The following is a 23,335-nucleotide window of genomic DNA, read 5'->3' as shown; positions in this document are numbered from 1 at the left end:
CCGGTGGAACCACGGCATTCAGCGCAAACACCAAGGCGCTGACCGGCAGCGTGACCGCCGTCAACGACGCGCCGGTGGCGAGCGGCTCGGCGACGTTGGCCGCCATCAGCGAGGGCGACACGAACCCCGCCGGCGACACCGTCGGCTCGCTGGTCTCGGCGAACTTCGACGACTCGACCGACACGGTGACCGGCGGCAGTTCGGCCCACAGCCTGGCCGGCCTCGCCATCGTCGGCTACGCGCCCAACGGCAGCGAGGGCGCCTGGCAGTACTCGACCGACGGCGGCACGACCTGGACGGCGGTCGGCACGCGCACGGCCGGTACCGCGCTGCTGCTCGACGCCTCGGCCAGGCTGCGCTTCCTGCCCGACCCGGCCTACCACGGCACCCCGGCGGGCCTGTCGGTCAAGGTGATCGACAGCTCCTCGGGCGCGGTCACCAGCGGCACCGTGAGCGACCTCTCCGGCGGCGGGGCGACCGGCGGCACCACGGCGGTTTCGGGCGCCAGCTTCGTGCTCGGCACCTCGGTCGGGGCCGTCAACGACGCCCCGGTCAACAGCGTGCCGGCGGCGCAGACCGTCGCCGAGGACGGCAGCCTGGTCTTCTCGACGGCCAACCTCAACGCGCTCTCGATGGCCGACATCGACCTCGCCGAGGCCGGCGGCCCGACCAACCAGGCGACGACCACCCTGTCGGTGCTGCACGGCACGCTGACCGTGACGGCGAGCGGCAGCGGGGTCGCGACGGTGACCGGCAACGGCGGCGGCACGGTGACGCTGCGCGGCACCCAGGCCGAGATCAACGCCGCCCTGCAGGGCCTGACCTACCGGCCGAGCGACGACTACTTCGGCAGCGACAGCCTGACGATCTCGACCAACGACGAGGGCAACAGCGGCACGGGTGGGGCCAAGGCGGACAGCGACAGCGTCGCGATCACCGTCACCCCGCTGGCCGACCAGCCGACTCTCTCGGTCTCGCCGGCGAGCGGCAACGAGGACACGGCGATTCCGCTGAGCGTCACCGCCGGCTTCCTCGACACCGGCTCGGGCAGCCAGCAGGTCGTGATCGACGGCATCCCGGCCGGCTCGGTGCTCGGCACGAGCACCGGCAGCATCTCGGTGCCGGGCGGCGGCAGCGTCACCCTGACGCCGGCGCAGCTGTCCGGCCTGACCATCACCCCGCCTGCCGACAGCGACACCGACTTCAGCCTGACCGTGACCGCGCGCAGCACGGTCGGCGGCGTCACCCTGGAGCGCCAGGCGACTCTCGAGGTTCAGGTCGCGGCCGTCGCCGACGTGCCGGTCAGCCTGACCACGCCCTCGCCGATCACCGTCGCCCAGGGCGGCTCGGCGAGCGCGACGATCGCCGCCAGCCTGACCGACGTCGACGGCTCCGAGAGCCTGTCCTACCGGCTGAGCAACATCCCCTCGGGCATGAGCTTCACCAACGGCGCAGGGCAGAGCTTCACGCCGAGCGGCGGCACGCTGCTGCTGACCCGCGCCCAGGCCCAGGGCCTGACGGTCCAGGCGGGCACGGCCTCGGCCGGCAGCTACACGATCGGCATGACCGCGATCTCGTCGGAAGCGAGGGGCGGCAGCACGGCGCAGGCGAGCAGCAGCTTCGAGGTCACCGTGACCGCGTCGACGACCACGACCGGCGGCACCGGCACCTCGAGCGGCCCGACCGTGACGCCGCCGCGGCCGGCCCCGCCGGCCCCGCCGGCACCGACGACGCGGGGCTTCCCGACCGGCAGCCCCTCGATCCCGGCACCGGCCAACCTGACGGTGTCCGAGGCGGCGGGCGGCGAGTCGCAGGGCAACGAGCTCGGTGGCAGCGGCCTGTTCTCGAACGGCAACAGCCTGCTCGGCGGCGGCGGCTTCTTCGGCAACGGCAGCAGCCTGCTGGGCGGTGCCGAGGGCGGCCAGGGCAACAACCTGGTGCTGACCCTGGCCGGCTCGGTCAACGACCAGGTCCTGCTGACCACGGTCACACGCCAGTTCGAGGTCCCGGCCGGTACCTTCCGCAGCTCGGATCCCCAGGCGAGGCTGAGCTACGAGGCCAAGCAGTCGAGCGGCGACGCGCTGCCGAACTGGCTGACGTTCGATGCCAAGACCCTGACCTTCAAGGGCACGCCGCCGAACGGCACCGAGGGCACGCTGGAAATCGCCCTCACGGCACGGGACGAAAGGGGCGACTCGGCGACCGCGACCTTCCGTGTCGTCGTCACCAAGGGCAACAACCAGAACGGCGAACCGCCGCCGCCGCAGAACCCGGTGGCCGGGACGGGGAACGGGACGCAGCAGGGCGTGCTGCCGGGCGAGGTGCCGCCGCAGGGCGAGCGCCCGCAGCAGCAGGGCGCGCTGCCGTCGGGCAGCCTGCGCTTCGGCGACCAGTCGGACCTGGCCGCCGCGGAGCTCGGGCTGCTGCCGATCCGCTGGCTGCCGGCCGACCACGAGGCCGATGCCTTGCTCGCGCAGGCGCATCTCCCGGTCGAGCCGCCGGCGGGCCGGGCCGGCTTCACGATGCCGCTGCACGACGCCGGGCGCGGCGGCCTCTACGCGGAGGCGCGCGCCCTTCTGGAGAGCCTCAAGCGGGCAGCGGAAGCGGAGCTGGGGGATGCTGCCCCTGGCGAGGCATGATGGGATCGGCGGGCGCCGGGGACACTGGGGGATGGTCTCGATGAGGGTGTACGACGCCGCGGTTCGGCCGCGTCGGAACTGGGTGACGCGCGGCCTGCTGCCGGGCCTGCTGCTGCTGGCGGTCTCCGCCTGCTCGATCGACCCGGAGCCGGTGACGACCGACGAGACGCTGCAGCGGGTGATGGCCGACCGCGCCCATCTCGCCGAGAACCAGGAGCCGGTCAAGGGGCCGATCTCGCTCTACGAAGCGATCGCCCGCGCGCTGCTCTACAACCTCGACCAGCGGGTCGCGCTGATGGAGCAGGCCCTGCAGTCCCAGCAGCTCGGCCTCGTCTCCCTGCAGATGCTGCCCGACCTCGCCCTGCACGGCGGCTACAGCTGGCGCTCCAACGAGGACGCGAGCTCCAGCAAGTCCTACCTGACCGGCCAGCAGTCGCTCGAGCCCTCGGTCTCGACCGACCGGCGCCGCGAGACCGCAGACCTCGGCCTGTCCTGGAACGTCCTCGACTTCGGCGTCAGCTATTTCGAGGCGAAGCAGCAGGGTGACCGCGTGCTGATCGCCGAGGAGCGCCGGCGCAAGGTGGTCAGCGATGTCGTGCAGCAGGTCCGCGTCGCCTTCTGGCAGGCCTCGACCGCGCAGCGCTTGCTGCGCCGCATCGACCCGCTGCTCGGCGAGGCCCAGGAGGCGCTCGACCGGGCCAAGCAGATCGAGGCCCTGCGCCTGCAGTCGCCGCTCGAATCGCTGCGCTACCGCAAGAGCCTGCTCGACATCATGCGCCAGCTGCGCGGGCTGAAGTCCGACCTGCTGCAGGCCAAGTCGCGCCTCGGCTCGCTGATGAACCTGGACATCGGCACCGACTTCAGGGTTTCGGAGCCGGATCCGGACGAGGTGCCGATCCCGAAGATCGACACGCCGATCGAGAAGCTCGAGACGCTGGCCCTGCTCTACCGTCCGGAGCTGCGCGAGGAGGACTACCAGAAGCGGATCGGCCACGAGGAGATCCGTAAGGCCATGCTGCGCATGCTGCCGAACCTGAACTTCACGGCCAGCTACAACTATGATTCCAACTCCTACACGGTGAACAACAACTGGGCCGAGGCCGGCCTGCGTGCCGCCTGGAACCTGGTCAGCCTGATCTCCGGGCCGAAGGGCGTCGACGTCGCGGAGGCCCAGATCACCGTTGCCGAGACCCGGCGCCTGGCGCTCTCGATGGCCGTGCTGACCCAGGTCAACCTGGCCTACCGCCAGTACGAGCGCAGCCGCATCGACTTCGAGTACGCCTCCGAGCTCGAGAAGGTCGAGCGGCGGATCTACGAGGTCGTGCAGATCAACGAGATCGGCAATGCCGCCTCGCAGCTCGAGCGCATCCGCAGCGCGACGCAGGCGATCGCCGCCGAGCTGCAGCGCGACCAGAGCCTGTCCGACCTGCAGGCCGCGCTCGGCAACATCTACTCCTCGCTCGGCCTCGATCCGCTGCCGGAGGACATCAGCAAGGACGACCTCGCGACCGTCACCGACGCGGTCCGCCGGGTCGCCGCGCACTGGGAGCGGGCCGAGTTCCCGCCGGTGCCGACGCTCAAGGAGGCGGCTGCGCCCGCCGGCGGCCAGAGCGCCGCGACGCCGGCCGAGGACCAGAGGGCCGGCGTGCCCGCCACGACGCAGCAGGCGGCGCAGGAGCCGGCGCAGCCGGGACTGTTCGATCGGATCCTGTCGTGGCACTTCGTCGACTAGCCGCGCGTCCGCGCGCGATCCTGCGGCCGGTCGCCGCCGCGCTCGCGCTCGGCCTGTCGTGCCTCGCCGGCGGCGCGCTCGCCCAGAACGACCGGCTGACGGTCGAGACGCCGCGCCAGGAGATCCGCGCCCAGCTGCGCGCACCGCGCAGCACGACCCTGGCCGCCGGCATGGCCGGGCGCATCGACTTCCTGGAGCTGCGCGACGGCGACCGCTTCGAGCCGGGCCAGGTGCTGGTGCGCTTCGACTGCAAGGCGGTGCAGTACAACGTCGCCATCGGCCACGCCCTGCGCAACAAGGCCTCCAAGGTCTACGAGAACAAGCGCCGGCTCGGCCAGCTCGGCTCGATCGCCGCGCTCGACATCGATGTCGCCGCCGCCGATCTGGCGCAGGCCAGCGCCGAGCTCGATCTGGCCGAGGAGCGGCTGTCGCGCTGCGAGATCAAGGCGCCCTTCCCCGGCATCGCCGCAGAGGTGCCGGTCCGGCGCTACCAGTACGTCAACGAGGGCGAGCCGTTGATGCAGATCCTCGACGACCGCGAGCTCGAGGTCGAGATGCTGCTGCCGTCGATCTGGCTGCTCTACCTGAAGGACGGCGACAGGTTCCAGGTCGCCCTCGACGAGACCGGCAAGACCTACGATGCGACGCTGGTCCGCTTCTCCGGCCGCATCGACGCGGTCAGCCAGACGATCAAGGCTTACGGCAAGATCCAGGGCAAGAACCCCGAGCTGCTGGCCGGCATGAGCGGGCGCGCGAGCTTCCCGCAGGTGCCGTGAGGACCGCCGGATGACCGACGGACTGAACCGCCAGCTGCTGCGCCTGACCATGCTCCTGCAGCTGCAGGAGCGGGCGCGCCGGGCGGCGACCGCCGAGGAGCTGGCCTTCGTCCTGGTCAACGAGACCCATTCCTTCCTGCCCTACCAGCACTGCGCGCTGTGGGAGCCGGGCGGTCGCCATGGCCGGATCGTCGCGGTCTCGGGCGTCGCGGTGCCCGACCGCAACGCGCCCTATCCGCTGTGGCTGCAGCGACTCTGCGCGTCCCGGGCCAAGGCTGCCGGCGCCGAGGAGATCGTCGCCTTCGGCGTCAGGGACGTGACCGGCGCCGTCGCCGCCAGCTGGAAGGAGTGGTTCCCGGCCTACGCGCTCTGGCTGCCGCTGCCCGACCGCCGCGGCCGGACCTGCGCGGTCCTGGTGCTGGCCCGGGCGACGCCCTGGAGCGACTACGACCGCCATCTCTTCGCCTACCTGGCCGGCTCCTATGCCCAGGCCTGGGAGCTGCGGCGCTTCGGCCGGCGGCGGCCGGGCCAGGTCGGCCGCTCGATCCGCCGTGCCGTCGCCGCCGTCCTGCTGCTCGGCCTGGTCGCTGCCGGCGGTGCCCTGCCGGTGCGCCAGTCGACCCTGGCGTCGGCCGAGATCGTCTCCGGCCACCCGGCCCTGGTGCGGGCGCCCTTCGACGGCGTAATCGACGAGGTGCTGGTCGAGCCGAACCAGCCGGTGACCAAGGGCCAGGAGCTGTTCACCCTCGACAAGACGCGGCTGCTCAACCGTCTCGAGGTCGCGCGCAAGGCCCGCGAGGTCGCCGAGGCGGAGTACCGGCAGACCGCGCAGCAGGCGGTGCTCGACCCCCGGGCCCGGGCGCAGCTGGCGACCCTGAAGGGGCGGCTCGAGGAGGCCGGCGCCGACCTCGACTACGTCGAATCGCTGTTCGGCCGGCTCGAGGTGACCGCGCCGCGCGACGGCCTCGCCATCTTCGACGCCAAGAGCGACTGGGTCGGCAAGCCGGTCTCGATCGGCGAGAAGGTCATGACCCTGGCCCAGCCGAGCGACGTCGCCCTGGAGATGCACCTGCCGGTCAAGGACGCGATCGAGCTGAAGCCCGGCGACGAGGTGCTGCTGTTCCTCAACTTCTCGCCCGACCGGCCGGTCTCCGCCGTGCTGGAGAGCCAGAGCTACAAGGCCTCGCCCTCGCCAGAGGGCACGCTCGCCTATCGTCTGAAGGCGCAGTTCGCGCAGTTCGATCCGAGCCTCCGGATCGGCCTCAAGGGCACGGCCAAGATCTACGGCGAGAAGGCGCCGCTGGCCTTCCACGTTCTGCGCCGGCCGATCGGCGTGGTGCGGTCATGGCTGGGACTCTGACCGTCTCCGGCGCGGCGCTGCGGGGCGCCGGCGCCGGTGGGCTGACCCTGGGCCAGGTGACCGCGCCGGCCGGCGTCGGCCTCGCTGCTGGGCCCGGCGGCGAGCGCCTGACGCCGCTGCGCGAGGATCTCTCCCTGCACCAGGGGCCGCGCAGCGCCGACGGCGCGCCGACCTGGACGCTGCACGACCCGGCGGCCAACCGCTTCCTGCGCATCGGCTGGCTGGAGTTCGAGATCCTGTCGCGCTGGGCGCTCGGCGACGCCGCGGCGATCGCCCGCTCGATCGCACGCGAGACGCCGATCCCGGCCGACATCGACGACGTCGAGCGCTTCAAGCGCTTCGCCGAGATGGCCGGCCTGCTGCGCAGCGCCGATCCGCTGCAGACCGAGCGGCTCAAGGCCGAGGTCGAGCGGCGGCGCCAGAGCCCGCTCGGCTGGCTGCTCAAGAACTACCTCTTCGTGCGCGTGCCGCTGATCCGACCGGACCGCTTCCTGGAGCGCACGGGGCCGGCCATGGCGTTCCTGTTCCGACCCTGGTTCCGCTGGCTGGTGGCGGTCTCGGCGCTTATCGGGGTGTTCCTGGTTAGCCGCCAGTGGGAGGCCTTCCTGCATGCCTTCCCCTACCTCTTCACGCCGCTCGGCGCGCTGACGGCGGTGCTCGCGCTCAGCGTCTCGAAGACGCTGCACGAGTTCGGCCACGCCTATACCAGCAAGCGCTTCGGCTGCCGGGTCGCGACCATGGGCGTCGCCTTCCTGGTGATGTGGCCGGTGCTCTACACCGACACCACCGACGCCTGGCGTCTGACCTCGCGGCGCGAACGCCTGGGCATCGGCTTCGCCGGCATGGCCATGGAGCTGGCGCTCGCCGCCTTCGCGACCCTGCTGTGGAGCTTCCTGCCCGACGGGCCGCTGCGCACCGCCTGCTTCCTGACCGCGACGGTGACCTGGACGGTCAGCGTCGCAATCAACCTCAACCCCTTCATGCGGTTCGACGGCTACTACCTGATGTCGGACCTGATCGACGTGCCGAACCTGCAGGAGCGCTCCTTCGCGCTGGCGCGCTGGCAGCTGCGCGAGATCCTGTTCGGCTTCGGCCTGCCGCCGCCGGAGGCGCTGCCACGGTTCCGCCGGCGCCTGCTGATCGGCTATGCCGTCGGCACCTGGATCTACCGGCTGACGCTGTTCCTCGGCATCGCCGTGCTGGTCTACTACTACTTCTTCAAGGCGCTCGGGATCTTCCTCTTCATGGTCGAGATCAGCGTCTTCATCGTCCGGCCGATCCTGCGCGAGCTGATCAACTGGTGGAGCCTGCGCGTGGCGCTGCGCTGGACCCTGCGCAGCATCACCACCCTGGCTCTGCTCGGCGGCGCGATCGCCCTGCTGCTGATCCCCTGGCAGAGCGACGTCAGCGCGCCCGCGCTGCTGCGCGCCGCGGCGACCGCCGGCCTCTACGCCCCGCAGCCGGCGCGCATCGAGGAGGTCGCGCTGAAGCGCGGCGACGCGGTGCGGGCGGGCGACCTCGTGATCCGCCTCGGCTCGCCGGACCTCGACTACGAGATCGCTTCGGCCGAGCGGAAGATCGGGACCCTGCGGCTGCAGCTGGCGGCGACCAACGTCTCGCTCGACCTCGCCCAGCGCAACAAGGTGGCGCTGCAGTCCCTGGAGGAGGCGCTGACCCAGCACGCCGGCCTGCTGGCCGAGAAGAAGCGCCTGACCCTGACCGCCCCGCTCGACGGCCGCCTCGCCGAGCTGCCCGACTACGTCGAGCCCGGCGCCTGGATCGCCGCCGACGAGGAGTTCGGCCTGATCGTCTCGGCCGGCGCCGGCGAGGTCGAGGCCTACGTCGACGAGTCCGACCTCTGGCGCTTCCGGAAGGGGGCGCCCGCCCGCTTCTATCCCGCCGACGGGCGTGCGCCGCTGAGCGGCCTGACGGTGGCGGCGATCGACGACACGGCGACCCGCGCTCTCGACGCCAAGATCCTGGCCTCCGAGTACGGCGGCGGGGTGCCGGTGCGGCGCGACGAGGAGGGCAAGCTGGTGCCGCAGAAGGCGGTCTATCGCGTGCTGCTGCGCGCTCCGCACCTGCCGGCGCCGGCCCGCGCCGAGCGCGGCACGCTGGTCATCGCGGGCGCACGGGAGAGCCTGATCGGGCGCTTCTGGCGCCACGCCGTCAGCGTGCTGGTCCGCGAAAGCAGCTGGTAGGGCGCCTCACGCCGCCAGGGCGAGGCGCGCGCGGACCTCGAAGGTCGCCCCCGCGGCCGGTTGCCGCGACAGGCTGACCGCGTCGAGCAGAAGGGGCTCGGAAAGGACCGGGGCGAGCAGCGGCTCCAGCCGCGCGCGCGCCGCGGCCGCCTCCGCGGCGGCGAGGCGGCGGGTCAGGGTCATGTGGAAGCGGAACTCCTCCAGCACGTAGGGATAGCCCCAGCGCGCGAGATGGGATTCCTGCCGGTCGCTCAGGCCCGCGGCGCGGCGCTTCGCGAGCTCGCCGGCGCCGGGCGGCGCCCGGAAGCCGTCGAAGCCGGTGACGCAGTCGGCGGCGAGCTGCCCGGTCGCCGCGTTCTGCCGTTCCGGGACCAGGGCCAGGAAGCCGTCGAGATCGGCGAGCCGGAGCCGCCCGGCGACGACCGGCCGCCGCCCGGCGCAGAAGGCGCGCAGCGCCGCCGTCAGCGAGGCCTCGGTCTCGCCGCCGGCCAGGCGGAAGGGCGCCTTGAGGGTCGCGTGGAAGCCGTAGACGCGCGCCTGCGCGGTCAGCTCTGCGACCGCCGGTTCCGCGAACCAGCGCTCGCCGAGCGCGCCGAGCGGCGAGCCGGCCGGCGGCGTGTAGTAGAGGGCGAAGCGCATCAGATGACCCGTCGGCCCCGGCGCCAGACCCGGCGCACCACCGGCAGGTCGCCGGCCATGCCGACCTGGATCAGGTCGGCCGAGAGGCCGGGCGCGATGCGGCCGCGGTCGTCGAGGCCGACCGCCGCCGCCGGCGTGGCGCTGCCGGTGGCGACGGCCCGCGGCAGGTCCCAGCCGGGAACCTCCGCGAGCAGGAACAGCGCCTGCAGCAGGCTGGCCGGCACGTAGTCGCTGGCGAAGATCTCCAGGTGGCCGGCCTCGGCCAGCTCGAGCGCGCCGACGTTGCCGTAGCTGGAGCCGCCGCGCACCGCGTTGGGCGCGCCGGCCACGACCTTGAGGCCGTGCTCGCGGGCCGCGGCGCCGGCTTCCAGGCTGGTCGGGAACTCGCTGATCGTCAGGCCGAGCGCGGCGGCCTCGGCGACGTGGCCGGCGGTCGCGTCGTCGTGGCTGGCCAGGGCCAGGCCGCGCTCGCGCGCGATCGCCGAGATCGCGGCACGGGCGTGCTCGCCCCTGTCGCCGGCCTCGGCGATGCGGCGCTGGATGTACGCCTCGAGCTCGGCCCCCTTCAGCCCCTTGCGCCCCGAGAGGTAGGTGCGCACGGCGTCCATGTCGGCGAACTGCCGCTGGCCGGGCGTGTGGTCCATCAGCGAGACGAGGCGCAGGTCGGGCTGCTCGACGAGCTCCTCGAAGTCGCCGACCACCCCCTCGGCGACGACCTCGCAGCGCAGGTGCAGCAGGTGGTCGGCGCGCAGGGTGTCGAGGCGCCGCGCCTCGGCGGTCGCCTCGATGACCCGCTCGACCGTCGCCCGGCAGTTCGGATACTGCGGGTCCTCGCCGATGCGCAGGGAGTCGAGCACGGTGGTGACGCCGGCGGCGACCAGCTCGGCGTCGTGGGCGATCAGGCCGGGCAGGGTCGGCCAGGTGACGCCGGGCCGGGGATGCAGATGGCCTTCCAGGTTGTCGGTGTGCAGCTCGATCAGGCCGGGCAGCAGCCAGTCCCCGCCCAGGTCCTCGCCGAGGGCCGAGTCGCCTTCGCCGAGCTCGGCGATCCGGCCGTCGCGGCATGAGACGGTGCCCTCCACGATCCGGTCCTCGAGGACGATGCGGGCGTTCCTGAGGACGAGCTGCTCGGCGGTCATGGCGCTTCCTGCGAACGGGCGGCCGGCGGGCCGCCCCGGCTAGTCGACGACGATGGTGACGGGGTCGTCATAGAGGATGAACATCTCCGTGCCTTGCCGGTGCGCCGAGAAGACCACGGCGCGCGCGGGGGTCGGGCCCTGGCAGGCCCGGCTGACCCGGTAGCCGACGCCGCCGTCCGCCCATTCGCCGCTCGCGACCGCCGGCAGCTCCGGCAGCACCTCGTCCCAGGACGGCGGCGGCGCTCCGCAGCGTGCGCCGCGCTTGCCGTGGACCACCGCCGACTGGCCCGGCCTCAGGCGGACGAACTGCAGCCAGTAGATGCGCTGGCCGGTCATGTCGATCGGGCCGTCCGCGATCTGGCCCGGCACGGCGGAGGCGGTCGGCCCGGTCTCGGCGGGCGCATCGCTCCTGCCGGTCAGGTAGCCCGCGACGACCCCGCAGACGGCGAGCAGCCCTGCGGCCAGCAGCACCGTCGCGCCCCGCCCGAGCGGCCAGCGCGCCGGACGGCCCGTGGAGGCCGGGGCCCCTGCTTGCGGTGCCTCCCCGGCCGGCCGGCGACGCTGCGCCTGTTCGTAGAGCGTGGTCCAGAGCGCCCGGCGCTCGCCGTCGAGCGAGTCGACGCCGAGCAGCAGGCCGAGGATCCGGAAGTTGCGGCGGGTCGGTGTATGCAGCCCCTGGCGCCAGTTGGCCAGGCTCTTGTAGGCCGACTCGTAGGCGGACAGGCCGGTCCTGCGCGTCACCTCGCAGTAGCGGCTGGCCAGCTCGCCGTTGTCGAGGTAGCCGCGCTCGACGCAGAGCGCGTCGAGCAGACTGTGCCATTCCAACCCGTGGTCGGCCATGCCGGTCATCGCCCGCGCCGTCTGACTGTCCGTGGAAGGTCGATGATAGCAGCCGGTGCCTCCGGAACAACCTTTTGAAATGGATCACATTTTTGTGGCCTTTTCCGATCCTTCCCAGGCTTCCGCGGCAGAGGGCTGACGCGGCGGCGGGCAGCGACTCTAATCGCGCCGTCGTCCGCGGGCGGCGCCGGCGCGCGTGGGCCCGCGGCACCCTCTCGACAGGAGCCTGTCCATGACCATCCCGACCCGTCCGTTGGCCCTGTTCGCGGCCGCCCTTCTCGCTACCGGCCTGTCGGCCGCCGACGCCCAGGCCTGTCGGGGCGTCACCGAGTACCCGCAGGTGCTCGCCGCCCTCGAGGCCTCGTCGCTGCCGCAGGATCGCAAGGCGGCGCTCGAGAAGCAGCTCGAGGAGGGGCGGGCGTTGCACGAGCAGGCGCACCGGCAGAACGACAAGGAACTGATGCGCAGGTCCCTGAAGATTCTCGACAGCGTCAAGCACGCGCTGTGAGCCCGGCCCGACCCTCGCCGCACTGAGGGCGGCCGTCACGCCGCCGCCTCGCTCGGCACCAGCTCGAGGATCCGGTCGGCGACGGCGTCGCGCACGGGGCGGTCGTGGAAGATGCCGACCAGGGCGGCGCCGCGCGTCCGCGCCGCACGGGTCAGCTCGACGACGACCGCCCGGTTGTCGGCGTCGAGCGCCGCGGTCGGCTCGTCGAGCAGCAGGATCGGATAGTCGGGGGCGAGGGCGCGCGCCAGGTTGACGCGCTGCTGCTCGCCGCCCGAGAAGGTCGCCGGCGGCAGGTCCCAGAGCCGGCTCGGGATGTTCAGCTGCTCCAGCATCGCCCCGGCGCGCCGCTCGGCCTCGGCCTCGTCGAGGCCGCGGTCGATCATCGGCTCGGCGACGACGCGCAGCGCCGGCACGCGCGGGATCAGCCGCAGGAACTGGCTGACGTAGCCGATGGTGCGCCGGCGCAGGGCGCGGAACAGCCAGGGCTCGGCCCCGACCAGCTCGACCAGCGCGCCCTCGTGGGCGACGCGGATCGAGCCCGCCTGCGGCCGGTAGCTGCCGTAGAGGCAGCGCAGCACGGTCGACTTGCCGACCCCCGAGGGACCGGCCAGGGCGACGCACTCGCCGGGCGCGACGCTGAGATCGAAGCCGCCCAGCACCGGCAGCCGCCGCTCGTGCGCGGCGTGGCGCACGAAGCCCTTGGTCAGGCCCTGGATCTCGATCGCCGTCTCGGTCATGGAGGTCTCGCTGGCAGGCTATACCGGCAGGATGGAGGCGACCAGACGCTGGCTGTGCGGATGCTGCGGATCCTCCAGCACCTGGTCGGTCAGGCCCTCTTCGACGATGCGACCGCCCTCCATGACCAGCACGCGGTCGCAGAGCAGGCGCACGACCCCGAGGTCGTGGGTCACCAGCACCGCCGAGAGGTCGAGGCCGCGCACCAGTCCGCGCAGCAGGTCGAGCAGGCGCGCCTGCACCGAGAGGTCGAGGCCCCCGGTCGGCTCGTCCATCAGCAGCAGGCGCGGCTCGGTCACCAGGTTGCGCGCGATCTGCAGGCGCTGGCGCATGCCGCCGGAGAACTGGCTCGGCGGATCGTCGATGCGGTCGGCGTCGAGCTCCAGGCGCTGCAGCCAGTCGGTCGCCCTGGCCCGCAGGCTTCCGTAGTGGCGCTCGCCCTCGGCCATCAGCCGTTCGCCGACGTTGCCGCCGGCCGAGACCGACATGCGCAGGCCGCGCCGCGCGTCCTGGTGGACGAAGCCCCACTCGCTGCGCGCGAGGCGCCGGCGCCGCGCCTCGGACAGGCCGAAGATCTCGACCGGGCCGAAGAGCCGGCTGGCGTAGTCGGCGCGCCCCGCGTCGGGGACCGCGAAGCCGCCCAGGCAGTCGAGCAGGGTCGACTTGCCGGCGCCCGACTCGCCGACGATGCCGAGGATCTCGCCGGGCCAGAGCGTGAAGGAGATGTCCCGGCAGCCGCGGCCGGCGCCGTAGTCCTTGGTCAGGCCGCGGACCTGCAGCAGGGGCTGCTCGGGGGCGAGGGCGGTGGGCAGGGAGGTGGCGGGCAGGGTCATGGCGCGACCACGCTCAGGCCCTGGGCGCGCTGGCGCTCGCCGCAGTACTCGCTGTCGGAGCAGGCGAAGATCCGCGTGCCGGCGTCGTCGGCGACGATCTCGTCGAGGAAGGAGTCGGTCGCGCCGCAGAGGTCGCAGCGCCGCGGCGGCAGCTCGATCCTGAAGGGCCGGTCCTCGAAGGACAGGCTCTCGACCGAGGTGTAGGGCGGCACGGCGTAGAGCCGGCGTTCGCGCCCGGCGCCGAACAGCAGCAGCGCCGGACTGCGGTCGAGCTTCGGGTTGTCGAAGCTCGGGATCGGGCTCGGTCGCATCAGGTAGCGCGCGCCGACCATCACCGGATAGTCGTAGGACTGGGCGATCCGGCCGTGCCGGGCGACCTGCTCGTAGAGCGAGACGTAGGCGCTGCCGTATTCGGCCAGGGCGTGGAGCTTGCGGGTCTCGCTCTCGCGCGGCTCCAGGAAGCGCAGCGGCTCGGGCAGCGGCACCTGGAAGACCAGGATCTGGCCCTCCGAGAGCGGCGTCTCGGGGACACGGTGGCGGGTCTGGATGATGCTGGCGCGGCGCGTCGAGCTGGTCGTCTCGACCCCGGCGGTCTCGGCGAAGAAGCGGCGGATCGAGACGGCGTTGGTCGTGTCGTCGGACCCCTGGTCGATGACCTTCAGCACGTCCGACGGCCCGATCAGGCTGGCGGTCACCTGGATGCCGCCGGTGCCCCAGCCGGGCGGCATCGGCATCTCGCGGCTGGAGAAGGGCACCTGGTGGCCGGGGATCGCCACCGCCTTCAGCAGCTTGCGGCGGATCTCGCGCTTCGTCGCCTCGTCCAGGAAGGCGTAGTTGTAGCCCGGCCGGCGTGGGCCGGCGGCCCTGTCCATGGCGGTCATTCGGCGGCCTCCGGGGCGCTGCGGCGCTCTTCCCAGGCCCGGCGCAGGGCGCGCAGCAGCTCGCGCTCGGCCTGGAAGTCGACGTGGTGCGGCAGCTTCAGGTGCTCCATGAAGCCGGTTGCCAGGATGTTGTCGGCGTGCTCCAGCACGAACTCCTGGTCCTGGGCCGGCGCGCCGAGCTCCTCGCCGAGCTCCTCGGCGCGCAGCGAGCGGTCGAGCAGGGCCATGGCCAGGGCCTTGCGCTCGGAGCGGCCGAACGCGAGGCCATAGCCGCGGGTGAAGCAGGGCGCGTGCTCGGCGTCGCCGGTGAACTGGTTGACCGTCTCCAGCTCGCTGACCTCGATCTCGCCGATCTCGACCGCGAAGCCCAGCTCCTCCGGCACGAGCTCGACGGCGACCCGGCCCTGGCGCAGCTCGCCGACGAAGGGGTGGGTGTTGCCGTAGCCGCGCTGGCTGGAATAGGCGAGGCCGACCAGGAAGCCCTCGTCGCCGCGTGCCAGGGTCTGCAGGCGCTGGGCGCGTTCCGCCGGGAACAGCGGCGGGTCGCGGGTGATGTCGGGGACCGGCGCGCCCTCGTCGGCCGGCGGCGCTTCGATCAGCGCCTCCTCGCCGAGCTGGGCCAGGGCGCGCGGCAGCAGGCCGGTCGCCTCGCTGCCGGAGCCGGCCTCGGCCTCGGGTTCCTCGCCGGGCGGCGCCGGCTGCTGCGGCTCTTCCAGGGCGAAGTCGAGCAGGCGGTGGGTGTAGTCGGCGGTGGCGCCGAGCAGCTGGCCGCCGGGCAGGTCCTTGAAGGCGCCGGAGACGCGGCGCTCGACGGCCATGGCGCCGGTGTCGAGCGGCTCGCTGTAGCCGAAGCGGGGCAGGGTGTTGCGGAAGACGCGCAGCAGGAAGGCGGCCTCGACGCTGTCGCCGCGCGCCTGCTTCAGGGCGAGGGCGGCGAGCCGCGGGTCGTAGAGCGCCCCCTCGCACATCGCCCGGTCGACCGCCAGGCCGAGCTGCTCGCGGATCTGCTCCAGGCTCAGCTCCGGCACGGCGGGATCGCCGCGCCGACGCTCGGCGAGCCGCCGGTGCGCGTTGCGGATCGCCCGCTCGCCGCCCTTGACCGCCACGTACAAGGCTCAGTCCTCCCCGTCCGTCTCGCGGCGCGCGATCCGGGTCGTGCGCGGCAGCGCGGCCAGCCGGCCGCCGCAGACCAGGACCAGGTCGAGGCCGCAGGGAAAGAGCGCGCCGTTGGCGGCCCAGGCCTCCAGGAAGCCCTCCGCCAGCGGTGCCAGGCCGAGCGCCCGCTTCCGCTCGATGCCCGGCCCGGTCAGCACGAGCGGCCCGCTCTCCTCGAGCCGCTCGACCTGCCAGATCAGCGTCGCGGAGGCCTCGGGCGCGAGGTCGTCGCCTTCGGCGAAGCGCGTCAGGTCCGGAGCGGTGCCGGCGACCAGCGCGAAGGCGGCCTGCCGGCTGTCCGCGGCCAGCGGGCAGCCGCAGTGGAAGCGCAGCCAGGCCGCGGCCTCCGCGCCGGCCGCCGCCGGATCCAGCCAGAACGGCGTCTCGGCGTCGAGCAGCGTCAGGCAAAGCGCGGCGCTGGCCGCCATCAGGCCGGGCGGCGGCTCGATCGCCACCGGCAGCTCGGCGATCCGGCCGGGATGGGCCATGGCGTCGAGCAGGATGCGGAAGCAGCGCTGGGCGTCGAGCGTCGGCTCGGCGAAGCCGGGGCGCAGCAGGCCGGAGGGGTCGCCCGGGCGGGCCGTCTGCACGCTCATTTCGACGCCTCGCCGCGCACCAGGGTGAAGAAGTCGACGCGGGTCGTCTCGGCGGCCCGGCGGCGGGCGCGGCGACGCGCGGCCTGGGTGGTGCGCAGCGGCTCGATCACCGCTTCAAGCAGGCGTGGCCGCCGCGCCGGATCCTGCAGCAGGGCGTCGAGCAGGGCGGCGAGCTCGGCATGGCGAAGGTCGCGGCCCAGGACGTAGGCGTGGCCGACCCGCTCGCCCTCGACGACCAGGGAGCAGCGGGTGACCGGCGCCTCGCCGACGTTGAAGGGGGCGCCGTCGCCGCCGATCCGGCCGCGCAGCTGGACCAGGCCGGTCTCCGGCCGCCGCAGCAGGCGATGGCCGGCGGGCTCGTCGAGGGCCTGCCAGAGCCGTTCGAGCTCGGCCGCCTCGGCGCGCGCCAGCACGCTCATCCAGTCGCGCCGCAGGCTCTGCTGCAGGTCCGGGGCGGCCTGGGACGATGCGATGGGCGACGATGCGGTCGAGTCGGACATCAATCTTTCAGCTTAGACGTCTAGTCGTATATACTTTCCAGTGAACCCTGCAATGAAAGCGTGACCCGCAGGGGACGTCTAGATGAATTTTCGGTGACAGGGATCCGGAACGGCGGGTCCCGGCCGTCCGGTCGAAGGGAGGCTGCCGGCGTGGAACGCAGGGGAGGGACGACGCTCTGGCGTCAGATCCAGACGGCCCTGGCCGAGGAGATCGCCGCGGGCGCCTTCGCCCCGGGCGAGCGCCTGCCGACCGAGCCCGAGCTGGCGCAGCGATTCGGGGTCAACCGCCACACCCTGCGGCGCGCCATGGCCGAGCTCGCCGAGCAGGGCCTGGTGCGCATCGAGCAGGGGCGGGGCAGCTTCGTCCAGGAGCACGTGCTGGACTATCCGATCGGCCGGCGCACGCGCTTCTCGACGAATGTCCTGGCCCAGCATCGCCGGCCGGGCGGCCAGCTGCTGAAGGCGATCGAGCTGCCGGCACCCAAGGAGGTCGCGCGCGAGCTCGACCTGCCCCAGGGGGCGTCCTGTATCCTGATCGAGGCGCTGGGCCAGGTCGACGGCCGCCCGGTCTCGATCGGCCGGCACTGGTTCCCGCGCCAGCGCTTCCCCGACATGATCTCGGTCTATGGCCGGGTCGGCTCGGTCAGCCTGGCGCTCGCCGACTACGGCATCGCCGACTACGAGCGGCGGGTGACCCGCATCACGGCCCGCCTGCCGGAGGAGCCGGAGGCGACCCTGCTGCGCCAGCCGCGGACCCGGCCGGTGCTGGTCACCGAGGCGGTCAACGTCGACCGAGAGGACCGGCCGGTCGAGTACGGCGAGACGCTGTTCGCCGCCGACCGGACCCAGCTGGTCGTCGAGCGCCCGGATTGAGAAGCGTCTCCGGAAAAGGAGAGACGGGCAACGCCGGCAGGCGTTGCCCGTCTCGATCCGACCCCTTCGGCCGCCCATCCGACTGCCGGCCCGAGCCGCCCGCAACTGCGGCGCGACTTCGTTCCGGATCCGTCTGCGGGTCCAGGAGAGCGGGACAGGACCGCGCCGCGGCGCGGTCCGGACCGACCCCTAGAAGTTGCCGGAGGTGTACTTGGCGCAGAAGTCCGGAACGTAGATACCGCCGCCGTGGCTGCAGTTATGGTCCGTGATGAAGCCGTTCTCGTACTTCGTGCAGGCAGAGAGCGCCGCGGCCAGGCCCATGGCGGCCAGCAGCAGGGTTACCTTCTTGCGCATTGCAACATCTCCTTACCCAGTCGTCGGGCGCCCCCCGACCGTGACGGCGCGTAGCATGCCCCGAATCGCCTCAGATCACAAGGCAAGGCCTTGTCGTCTTTGCAGCTTCGTCCCGATTCAGAGCGCTCGACGCCTCTCATGATGCGTACACGCGGCAGGTGCTGCGGATTTTGCCACGCTGCGGACGAACGCGCAGCTGACGCTTTGGTTCCGCCGAAACTCGGGCGCTCGCGAGGCGGCAATCGGGCAGCGTCACGCCGCCCGGCCGGCCAGCACCCGGCGCCGGCTGTCGAAGTCCTCGTGGTTGAGGTAGCAGCCGCAGAGCGTGCGCCGGCCCCGGTAGGCGAGGCGGCCGTGCAGCACGCGCCAGTTGTCGAAGATCAGCGCCCGGCCCGGGTCCAGGTGGGTGCGCAGCTGGTAGCCGGGCTCGTCGAGCCTGCGCCAGAAGGCGCCGAGCGCGCGATAGAAGGCGCTCATCTCCGGCTCGGGCAGCAGGAAGGGCGCGCGATCGTGGTTGTTGAAGCTGACCTGGACCAGCCGGCCGGCCGAATCGTGGCGCAGGATCGGCCGCTCGGCGCGCAGGTGCACGCCCGCCTCCAGGTACTGGCCGGGAACCTCGACGCGGGACAGCAGGGCATAGGCCTCGGGATCCTCCCGCTTCAGGTCGGCGGCGACCCGGAAGCCGTCGATCAGCAGGCTCTCGCCGCCCTCGCCCTCGAACTCCAGGCAGTGGAACAGCTGCAGGCCCGGCGCGTCCTCGACGTAGGTGCCGTCGGTATGCGGGCCGATCGTGCCGGTGGTGTAGGCCGTGTCGGCGTGCGCCATGTTCGCCGAGAAGACCCAGAAGCCGCCGAAGATCGTCTCGCGGACGTAGGCGATGCGCCGCGCCAGGGCCTCGGTGTCCTCGGCGGTCGGCGGCACGTCCTCGACGAAGCAGAAGCCGTCGCGGTGGATCGCCTCCAGCCAGTCCGCGACGCCGGCGTCGTCGGCCATCACCGCCTCGTAGGCGACGCTCGGGCCCCCGCCGGCCAACTCGTCGCCACGCCAGAGATGCAGGGCCGGCTCGGCCGGTGTCGCCAGCGCCTCGGCGAGGTGCCGGTAGGGATGGCGGCTGCGGTGGCCGTCGTTCCAGCGGACCGACAGGCCCTCGGCGTCGGCCTCGATCGCCTCGGGTGCCAGGTCGGCCGGCAGCGAGAAGGTGTCGACCAGCCGCTGCGCCGTCTCGGGGTGCAGGCAGTCGGCGCAGGCGCAGTGGTCGCGCAGCCAGAGGAAGGGCAGGCGGCGCTGCCGGCCGTCCGCGAAGGTCAGGGTCAGGCTGTCGGCGTCGGCTTCCGCGGCCGCGAGGCCGGCGGGCATCGGGTCGGCGCGCGTCGCGCCAGGGGGCGTCATGGTCTCCTCCTTCGCGGGCGGCCGGGCGCTTGGAACCGGAACCCGCGCCGCGGGCTTTCGGTCACTCAGGCCGGCCGTTATGGTGGCCGCGATCATGCAATGGACGACCCGATGAGCGTCAACGCCGAAAGCACTGCGCCCCCGACGTCGCGACGGCCGATCACCCGGAGACGGATCCTCGCCGCGCCGCTGCTGGCGGCCCTGCCGCTGGTCTGGAGCCGTCCGGCCCGGGCGGCCGAGACGACCACCCTGGACTTCGAGATCTTCCGCGGCCAGGAGCCGATCGGTAAGCACACCATCGCCTTCACCCGCGACGGCCAGCGGCTGGACGTCGCCATCGAGGTCGCGGTCGAGCTGAAGCTGGTCGGCGTCGTCGTCTACCGCTACAGCCACCAGGGACGCGAGGCCTGGCAGGGCGCCTATCTGCAGTCGCTCGAGACCGATACCGACGACGACGGCACCAAGTCCCAGATCTCCGGCCAGCGGGTCGAGAAGGGCTTCCAGGTCCACTCGATGAGCGGCACCTATACGGTCTCGGCGGGCGTCATCCCGGGCAGCTACTGGAACTCGGACCTGGTCCAGACCAACGCCCTGATCGACGTCGAGACCGGCGAGCTGTTCGACATCACCGTCGAGGACCGGGGCGAGGACGTCGTCGAGGCGGCCGGCGAGAATGTCCGCGCCCACCGTTTCCGGGTGAAGGGCAACCGCATCGTCCACCTCTGGTACGACCGCTCCGGCCTGGTGGTGAAGATGGCCTTCGAGACCAAGGGCGAATACATCGAGCATCGCCTCAAGAAGATCGACAAGGCCTGAGGCGCCGGCTCAGCCCTCCTCCAGCGCCAGGCCGATCCTCGCCGCGCCGGCCGCGGTCAGGCGCTGGCGGCCCGGGATGCCCCGCCAGGCACGCTGCCGTGCCGCCAGATCGTCGCGCACCGCCTTCAGCGAGAAGGCGTTCGCACGCTCGATGCCCTCGAGCTCGGACCAGGAGACCGGCACCGCCACCGGGGCGCCCTCGCGCGCCCTCGGCGAGAAGGGACAGATCGCCGTCGCACCGCGCTGGTTGCGGAAGTGGTCGATGAAGATCCGTCCGTCGCGCCTGGCCTTCGACAGGGTCGCGACGAAGCGCGCCGGGTCGAGCTCGGCCATCCTGCCGGCGAAGGCCTTGGCGAAGCCGGCCAGGGCCGGCCAGTCCTGGCGCCGCTCCAGGGCGACCACCAGGTGCAGGCCCTTGCCGCCGGTCAGCAGCGGCGCGCTCTCCAGCCCGGCCTCGCGCAGGATGCCGGCGAGCTCGACTGCCGCCCGCCTGACCGCGGCGAAGCCGACACCCTCGCCGGGGTCGAGGTCGAGGACCAGGCGGTCCGGCCGCTCGATCCGGTCGCGGCGACTGCCCCAGAGGTGCAGCTCCAGGGCGCCGATCTGCGCGCAGCCGACCAGGGCGGCCGTCGATTCGATCAGCAGGTAGTCCTTCCGGCCGCCGTTCTTCTCGGCGATCGAGACCCTGCCGATGGCCTCCGGCAGGCTCGGGCCGGCGTGCTTCTGGAAGAAGCACTCCTTGCGGCTGCCGTCGGGGCAGCGCACCAGGCTGACCGGCCGGCCCTGCAGCTGCGGCAGCATCGCCTCGGCGACCGCCTCGAAGTACTCGGCCAGGGCCCGCTTGGTGACGCCCATCGAGGCGAAGAGCACCCGCTCCGGGTGGCTGAGCGTGACCCCGGCGATCTCCACCATGTCATCCTCTCCCTCGCCCTTCGTCTTGCTCTCCGGCGGCGCCGGCCGCTCCGGACCGACCTCCTCGGCGGCCTTGTCTTCGCGCAGGCCCTCGAAGACCGCGTGGCGGACCAGCCCGTCGCGGGTCAGTTCGCTGTAGCGTACCTCGGCGACCAGCTCCGGCGTGACCCAGCGTGCGCCGCGCCTGATCCCGGACGGCAGCGACGCGAAGGGCGGCGTCTTGCGGGAGAGCCGCTTCAGCTTCTTCGACAGCGACTCCAGCTGTGCCTCGTCGTAGCCGGTGCCGACGCGTCCGGCGTAGTGCAGGCCGTCCGGCTCGTGGAGGCCGAGCAGCAGCGACGAGAAGGGCCGCGACCGGTTCGAGCGCGACCAGCCGCCGACCACGAACTCCTGGCGCTTGACGCACTTGATCTTCAGCCAGTCGCGCGTGCGCCGCGAGCGGTAGGGCGCGTCGGCCCGCTTGGCGACGATGCCTTCCTGGCCCTGCCGGCAGGCCGCGGCCGCGGCGCGCGCGCCGTCGCCCTCGATCCAGGCGGCGAGGCGAAGCGGCCGCTTGACGCCTTCCAGGGCCTCGTCGAGCCGTGCCTTGCGCTCGCGCAGCGGCAGGCCGGTCAGGTCCTCGCCGTCGAGCCTGAGCGCGTCGAAGACGAAGTAGGAGAGGCGGGCGGGATCCGCCTTCAGGGCGCGCTGCAGGGCGCCGAAGTCGCTGCGCCCCTTGGCGTCGGCGACGACGACCTCGCCGTCGAGCAGGCTCTCCGACAGGCCGAGCTCGGCCAGCGCCTCCGCGATCGGCCCGAAGCGATCGGTCCAGTCGGCGCCCGAACGGGTATGGCAGCGCACGGCCGTGCCGTCGCAGGCGGCGAGCATGCGGTAGCCGTCGAACTTGGTCTCGAACAGCCAGCCCTCGCCCTCCGGCGTGTCCTCGACCAGGGTCGCGAGCTGCGGCCCGGCGCAGGCCGGCGGCCGGCCGGCCTTCTGCCCGGTCTTGCCGCCCTTCCTGAAGCGGGCGGCCGGCTGCTCTTTCGAGATCTCAGCCATCGAGCGGCCGGAGGCGACGCTCTCGTCGATCCTGCCGAGGTTGCGCCGCCGGTCGACCGCCTCGTCCTTCTCCTTGATCAGCAGCCAGTTCTCGCGCGTCTCGCCCTTGCGCGGACGCATGCGGACCAGGGCGAAGCCGCCCTTCAGACGCTCGCCGTGCAGCACCAGCTTGAGCCGGCCGGCTTCGACGCCCTCTGCCGGGTCGCCCTCGGCCTCGAAGGCGCCGCGGTCCCAGAGCATCACCGTGCCGCCGCCGTACTGGCCTTCGGGAATCGTGCCCTCGAAGCCGGCATAGTCGAGGGGGTGGTCCTCGGTGCGCACGGCGAGGCGCTTGTCCGAGGGGTCGAGGCTCGGCCCCTTGGTCACGGCCCAACTGACCAGTACGCCGCCGATCGCCAGGCGGAAGTCGTAGTGCAGGCGGCTGGCGTCGTGCTTCTGCACGATGAAGAAGCGCTCCTGCCGGCGCGACTTGCGGCCGGCGGGCTCGCCGGTCTTCGAGAAGTCGCGCTTCCTGCGGTAGGTGGCGAGCCCGGCCACCGGTCAGGCGGCCTTCCTGGCGCGGCTGCGGCGCCGCCCGCCGCGCTTCCTGGTCTCGCCGAGGCTCTTCTTGAGCGCCGCCATCAGGTCGACGACCTCGCCCTGCGGCGCCGCCTCCTCGTTGACCGCGACGGTGCCCTTGCGGCCCTTGGCCTTCGTCTCGACCAGCTCCTTCAGGGCCTCGCCGTAGGCATCGTGGAACGCCGAGGCGTCGAACGGCCCGGTCTTGCGCTCGACCAGCTCCTGGGCGAGCGACAGCAGCTCCTTGTCGGGCTTCTCGTCACCGATCTCCGAGAAGTAGGGATCGGACTTCCGGAGCTCCTCGTCGAAGCGCAGGGTCTCCAGCAGCAGGCCGCGGCTGCAGGGCTTCAGCGCGCCGATGTATTCGCGGCCGCGCATGACCAGCTGGCCGAGCCCGACCTTGCCGCCCTGGCGCAGCGCCTCGCGCAGCACCCGGAAGGCGTCCTCGGCCAGCGCGTCGTCGGGCACGACGTAGTAGGGCCGGTCGAAGTAGATCGGGTCGATCTCGCAGGCCTCGACGAACTGCACCAGGTCGAGGGTCCTGCGCGCCTCGATCCTGATCTCGTCGATCTCCTCCTGGCTCAGCAGGACGTAGCTGTCCTTCTCGACTTCGTAGCCCCTGACGATCTCGTCCCTGTCGACCGGGCCGATGCCCGGGACGACCTTCTCGTAGCGGATGCGCTTGCCCGAGGGCTCGTGGACCTGGTGGAAGGACAGCTTCGAGGTCGAAGTCGTCGCCGGGTAGAGCTTGACCGCGAAGGACACCAGAGACAGCCGGATGTGGCCGCTCCAGATCGGACGGGACGGGGCCATGGCACAGCTCCCTGCTTGCGAACGGCGAGTCAACGACTCCCCGGAAGC

At 72.7% G+C, this 23,335-nt stretch carries 21 protein-coding genes; 8 read left to right on the top strand and 13 right to left on the bottom strand.

Annotation, left to right across the window (positions count from 1 at the left end; genetic code table 11):
* From B9O00_RS29355 to B9O00_RS29335, 5 genes are all read left to right on the top strand, one after another.
* The coding region (locus B9O00_RS29355) for a putative Ig domain-containing protein (RefSeq protein WP_143596397.1) at positions 1-2,639 on the top strand (2,639 nt) is incomplete at its 5' end.
* Positions 2,640-2,679: 40 nt separating this feature from the next.
* The gene (locus B9O00_RS29350) at positions 2,680-4,371 is read left to right on the top strand and encodes a TolC family protein (protein ID WP_159460371.1); all 1,692 of its coding nucleotides are present in this window, start codon (positions 2,680-2,682) and stop codon (positions 4,369-4,371) included.
* On the top strand, positions 4,353-5,147 hold the full coding sequence (locus B9O00_RS29345) for an efflux RND transporter periplasmic adaptor subunit (RefSeq protein ID WP_089229692.1): 795 nt from the start codon (positions 4,353-4,355) through the stop codon (positions 5,145-5,147). Before B9O00_RS29350 ends, B9O00_RS29345 begins: the two co-directional genes overlap by 19 nt.
* Before the next feature lie 10 nt (positions 5,148-5,157).
* Complete coding sequence (locus tag B9O00_RS29340; RefSeq protein ID WP_085126501.1) at positions 5,158-6,507, top strand: efflux RND transporter periplasmic adaptor subunit; 1,350 nt, start codon at positions 5,158-5,160, stop codon at positions 6,505-6,507.
* Positions 6,492-8,708: a site-2 protease family protein gene (locus B9O00_RS29335; protein ID WP_085126499.1), complete on the top strand. Its 2,217-nt coding sequence runs from the start codon at positions 6,492-6,494 to the stop codon at positions 8,706-8,708. The genes B9O00_RS29340 and B9O00_RS29335 overlap by 16 nt, the downstream gene beginning before the upstream one ends.
* 6 nt (positions 8,709-8,714) lie before the next feature.
* Here the strand turns inward: B9O00_RS29335 and B9O00_RS29330 are convergent, their stop codons facing one another.
* From B9O00_RS29330 to B9O00_RS29320, 3 genes are read right to left on the bottom strand one after another with little or no spacing between them, the layout of a single operon-like run.
* Positions 8,715-9,347, bottom strand: a complete 633-nt coding sequence (locus B9O00_RS29330) for a DUF1045 domain-containing protein (RefSeq protein ID WP_085126497.1) — start codon at positions 9,345-9,347, stop codon at positions 8,715-8,717.
* Positions 9,347-10,486, bottom strand: a complete 1,140-nt coding sequence (locus tag B9O00_RS29325; protein WP_085126495.1) for an alpha-D-ribose 1-methylphosphonate 5-triphosphate diphosphatase — start codon at positions 10,484-10,486, stop codon at positions 9,347-9,349. Before B9O00_RS29325 ends, B9O00_RS29330 begins: the two co-directional genes overlap by 1 nt.
* Positions 10,487-10,525: 39 nt before the next feature.
* On the bottom strand, positions 10,526-11,326 hold the full coding sequence (locus B9O00_RS29320; RefSeq protein ID WP_143596396.1) for a hypothetical protein: 801 nt from the start codon (positions 11,324-11,326) through the stop codon (positions 10,526-10,528).
* A gap of 232 nt (positions 11,327-11,558) precedes the next feature.
* Here B9O00_RS29320 and B9O00_RS29315 point away from each other — a divergent pair, with 232 nt between their 5' ends.
* Positions 11,559-11,834: a hypothetical protein gene (locus tag B9O00_RS29315; RefSeq protein WP_085126491.1), complete on the top strand. Its 276-nt coding sequence runs from the start codon at positions 11,559-11,561 to the stop codon at positions 11,832-11,834.
* Positions 11,835-11,869: 35 nt separating this feature from the next.
* Here B9O00_RS29315 and phnL read toward each other — a convergent pair whose 3' ends face one another.
* From phnL to phnG, 6 genes are read right to left on the bottom strand one after another with little or no spacing between them, the layout of a single operon-like run.
* Positions 11,870-12,571 carry a phosphonate C-P lyase system protein PhnL gene (phnL, locus tag B9O00_RS29310; RefSeq protein ID WP_085126489.1) on the bottom strand — a complete coding sequence of 234 codons (702 nt, stop codon included), beginning with the start codon at positions 12,569-12,571 and terminating at the stop codon, positions 11,870-11,872.
* An 18-nt stretch (positions 12,572-12,589) separates the two neighbouring features.
* Positions 12,590-13,402 carry a phosphonate C-P lyase system protein PhnK gene (phnK, locus tag B9O00_RS29305; RefSeq protein WP_085126487.1) on the bottom strand — a complete coding sequence of 271 codons (813 nt, stop codon included), beginning with the start codon at positions 13,400-13,402 and terminating at the stop codon, positions 12,590-12,592.
* Positions 13,399-14,283, bottom strand: a complete 885-nt coding sequence (locus tag B9O00_RS29300; protein WP_085126485.1) for an alpha-D-ribose 1-methylphosphonate 5-phosphate C-P-lyase PhnJ — start codon at positions 14,281-14,283, stop codon at positions 13,399-13,401. The genes phnK and B9O00_RS29300 overlap by 4 nt, the downstream gene beginning before the upstream one ends.
* Positions 14,280-15,389 (bottom strand): carbon-phosphorus lyase complex subunit, encoded by a 1,110-nt coding sequence (locus B9O00_RS29295; protein ID WP_437123426.1) that lies wholly within the window; start codon positions 15,387-15,389, stop codon positions 14,280-14,282. The genes B9O00_RS29300 and B9O00_RS29295 overlap by 4 nt, the downstream gene beginning before the upstream one ends.
* A 9-nt stretch (positions 15,390-15,398) precedes the next feature.
* Positions 15,399-16,034, bottom strand: coding sequence for a phosphonate C-P lyase system protein PhnH (phnH, locus tag B9O00_RS29290; protein WP_085126481.1), 636 nt, complete (start codon positions 16,032-16,034; stop codon positions 15,399-15,401).
* Positions 16,031-16,534, bottom strand: a complete 504-nt coding sequence (phnG, locus tag B9O00_RS29285; RefSeq protein WP_085126479.1) for a phosphonate C-P lyase system protein PhnG — start codon at positions 16,532-16,534, stop codon at positions 16,031-16,033. Before phnG ends, phnH begins: the two co-directional genes overlap by 4 nt.
* A gap of 150 nt (positions 16,535-16,684) precedes the next feature.
* Here phnG and phnF point away from each other — a divergent pair, with 150 nt between their 5' ends.
* A complete protein-coding gene (gene phnF, locus B9O00_RS29280; protein WP_085126477.1) occupies positions 16,685-17,407 on the top strand; it encodes a phosphonate metabolism transcriptional regulator PhnF in 723 nt (240 codons plus the stop codon).
* 189 nt (positions 17,408-17,596) lie between these two features.
* Here phnF and B9O00_RS33260 read toward each other — a convergent pair whose 3' ends face one another.
* Both B9O00_RS33260 and B9O00_RS32825 read right to left on the bottom strand, forming a co-directional pair.
* Entirely contained in the window at positions 17,597-17,761 is a 165-nt protein-coding gene (locus B9O00_RS33260; protein WP_159460370.1) for a hypothetical protein, read from the bottom strand.
* A gap of 252 nt (positions 17,762-18,013) precedes the next feature.
* Positions 18,014-19,150 carry a trimethyllysine dioxygenase gene (locus tag B9O00_RS32825; RefSeq protein WP_159460369.1) on the bottom strand — a complete coding sequence of 379 codons (1,137 nt, stop codon included), beginning with the start codon at positions 19,148-19,150 and terminating at the stop codon, positions 18,014-18,016.
* A gap of 111 nt (positions 19,151-19,261) precedes the next feature.
* Here B9O00_RS32825 and B9O00_RS32820 point away from each other — a divergent pair, with 111 nt between their 5' ends.
* Positions 19,262-19,966 (top strand): DUF6134 family protein, encoded by a 705-nt coding sequence (locus tag B9O00_RS32820; RefSeq protein WP_143596394.1) that lies wholly within the window; start codon positions 19,262-19,264, stop codon positions 19,964-19,966.
* Between the two features lie 9 nt (positions 19,967-19,975).
* On the opposite strand, the gene ligD is transcribed toward B9O00_RS32820, so the two are convergent.
* Both ligD and ku read right to left on the bottom strand, forming a co-directional pair.
* The gene (ligD, locus tag B9O00_RS29270) at positions 19,976-22,453 is read right to left on the bottom strand and encodes a DNA ligase D (protein WP_085126474.1); all 2,478 of its coding nucleotides are present in this window, start codon (positions 22,451-22,453) and stop codon (positions 19,976-19,978) included.
* 3 nt (positions 22,454-22,456) lie between these two features.
* The gene (ku, locus tag B9O00_RS29265; RefSeq protein ID WP_085126472.1) at positions 22,457-23,287 is read right to left on the bottom strand and encodes a non-homologous end joining protein Ku; all 831 of its coding nucleotides are present in this window, start codon (positions 23,285-23,287) and stop codon (positions 22,457-22,459) included.
* Positions 23,288-23,335 lie beyond the last annotated feature (48 nt).

The organism is Tistlia consotensis USBA 355, from assembly GCF_900177295.1.
GTDB lineage: Bacteria > Pseudomonadota > Alphaproteobacteria > Kiloniellales > DSM-21159 > Tistlia > Tistlia consotensis.
This window is presented reverse-complemented; position numbering and strand designations above follow the sequence as displayed.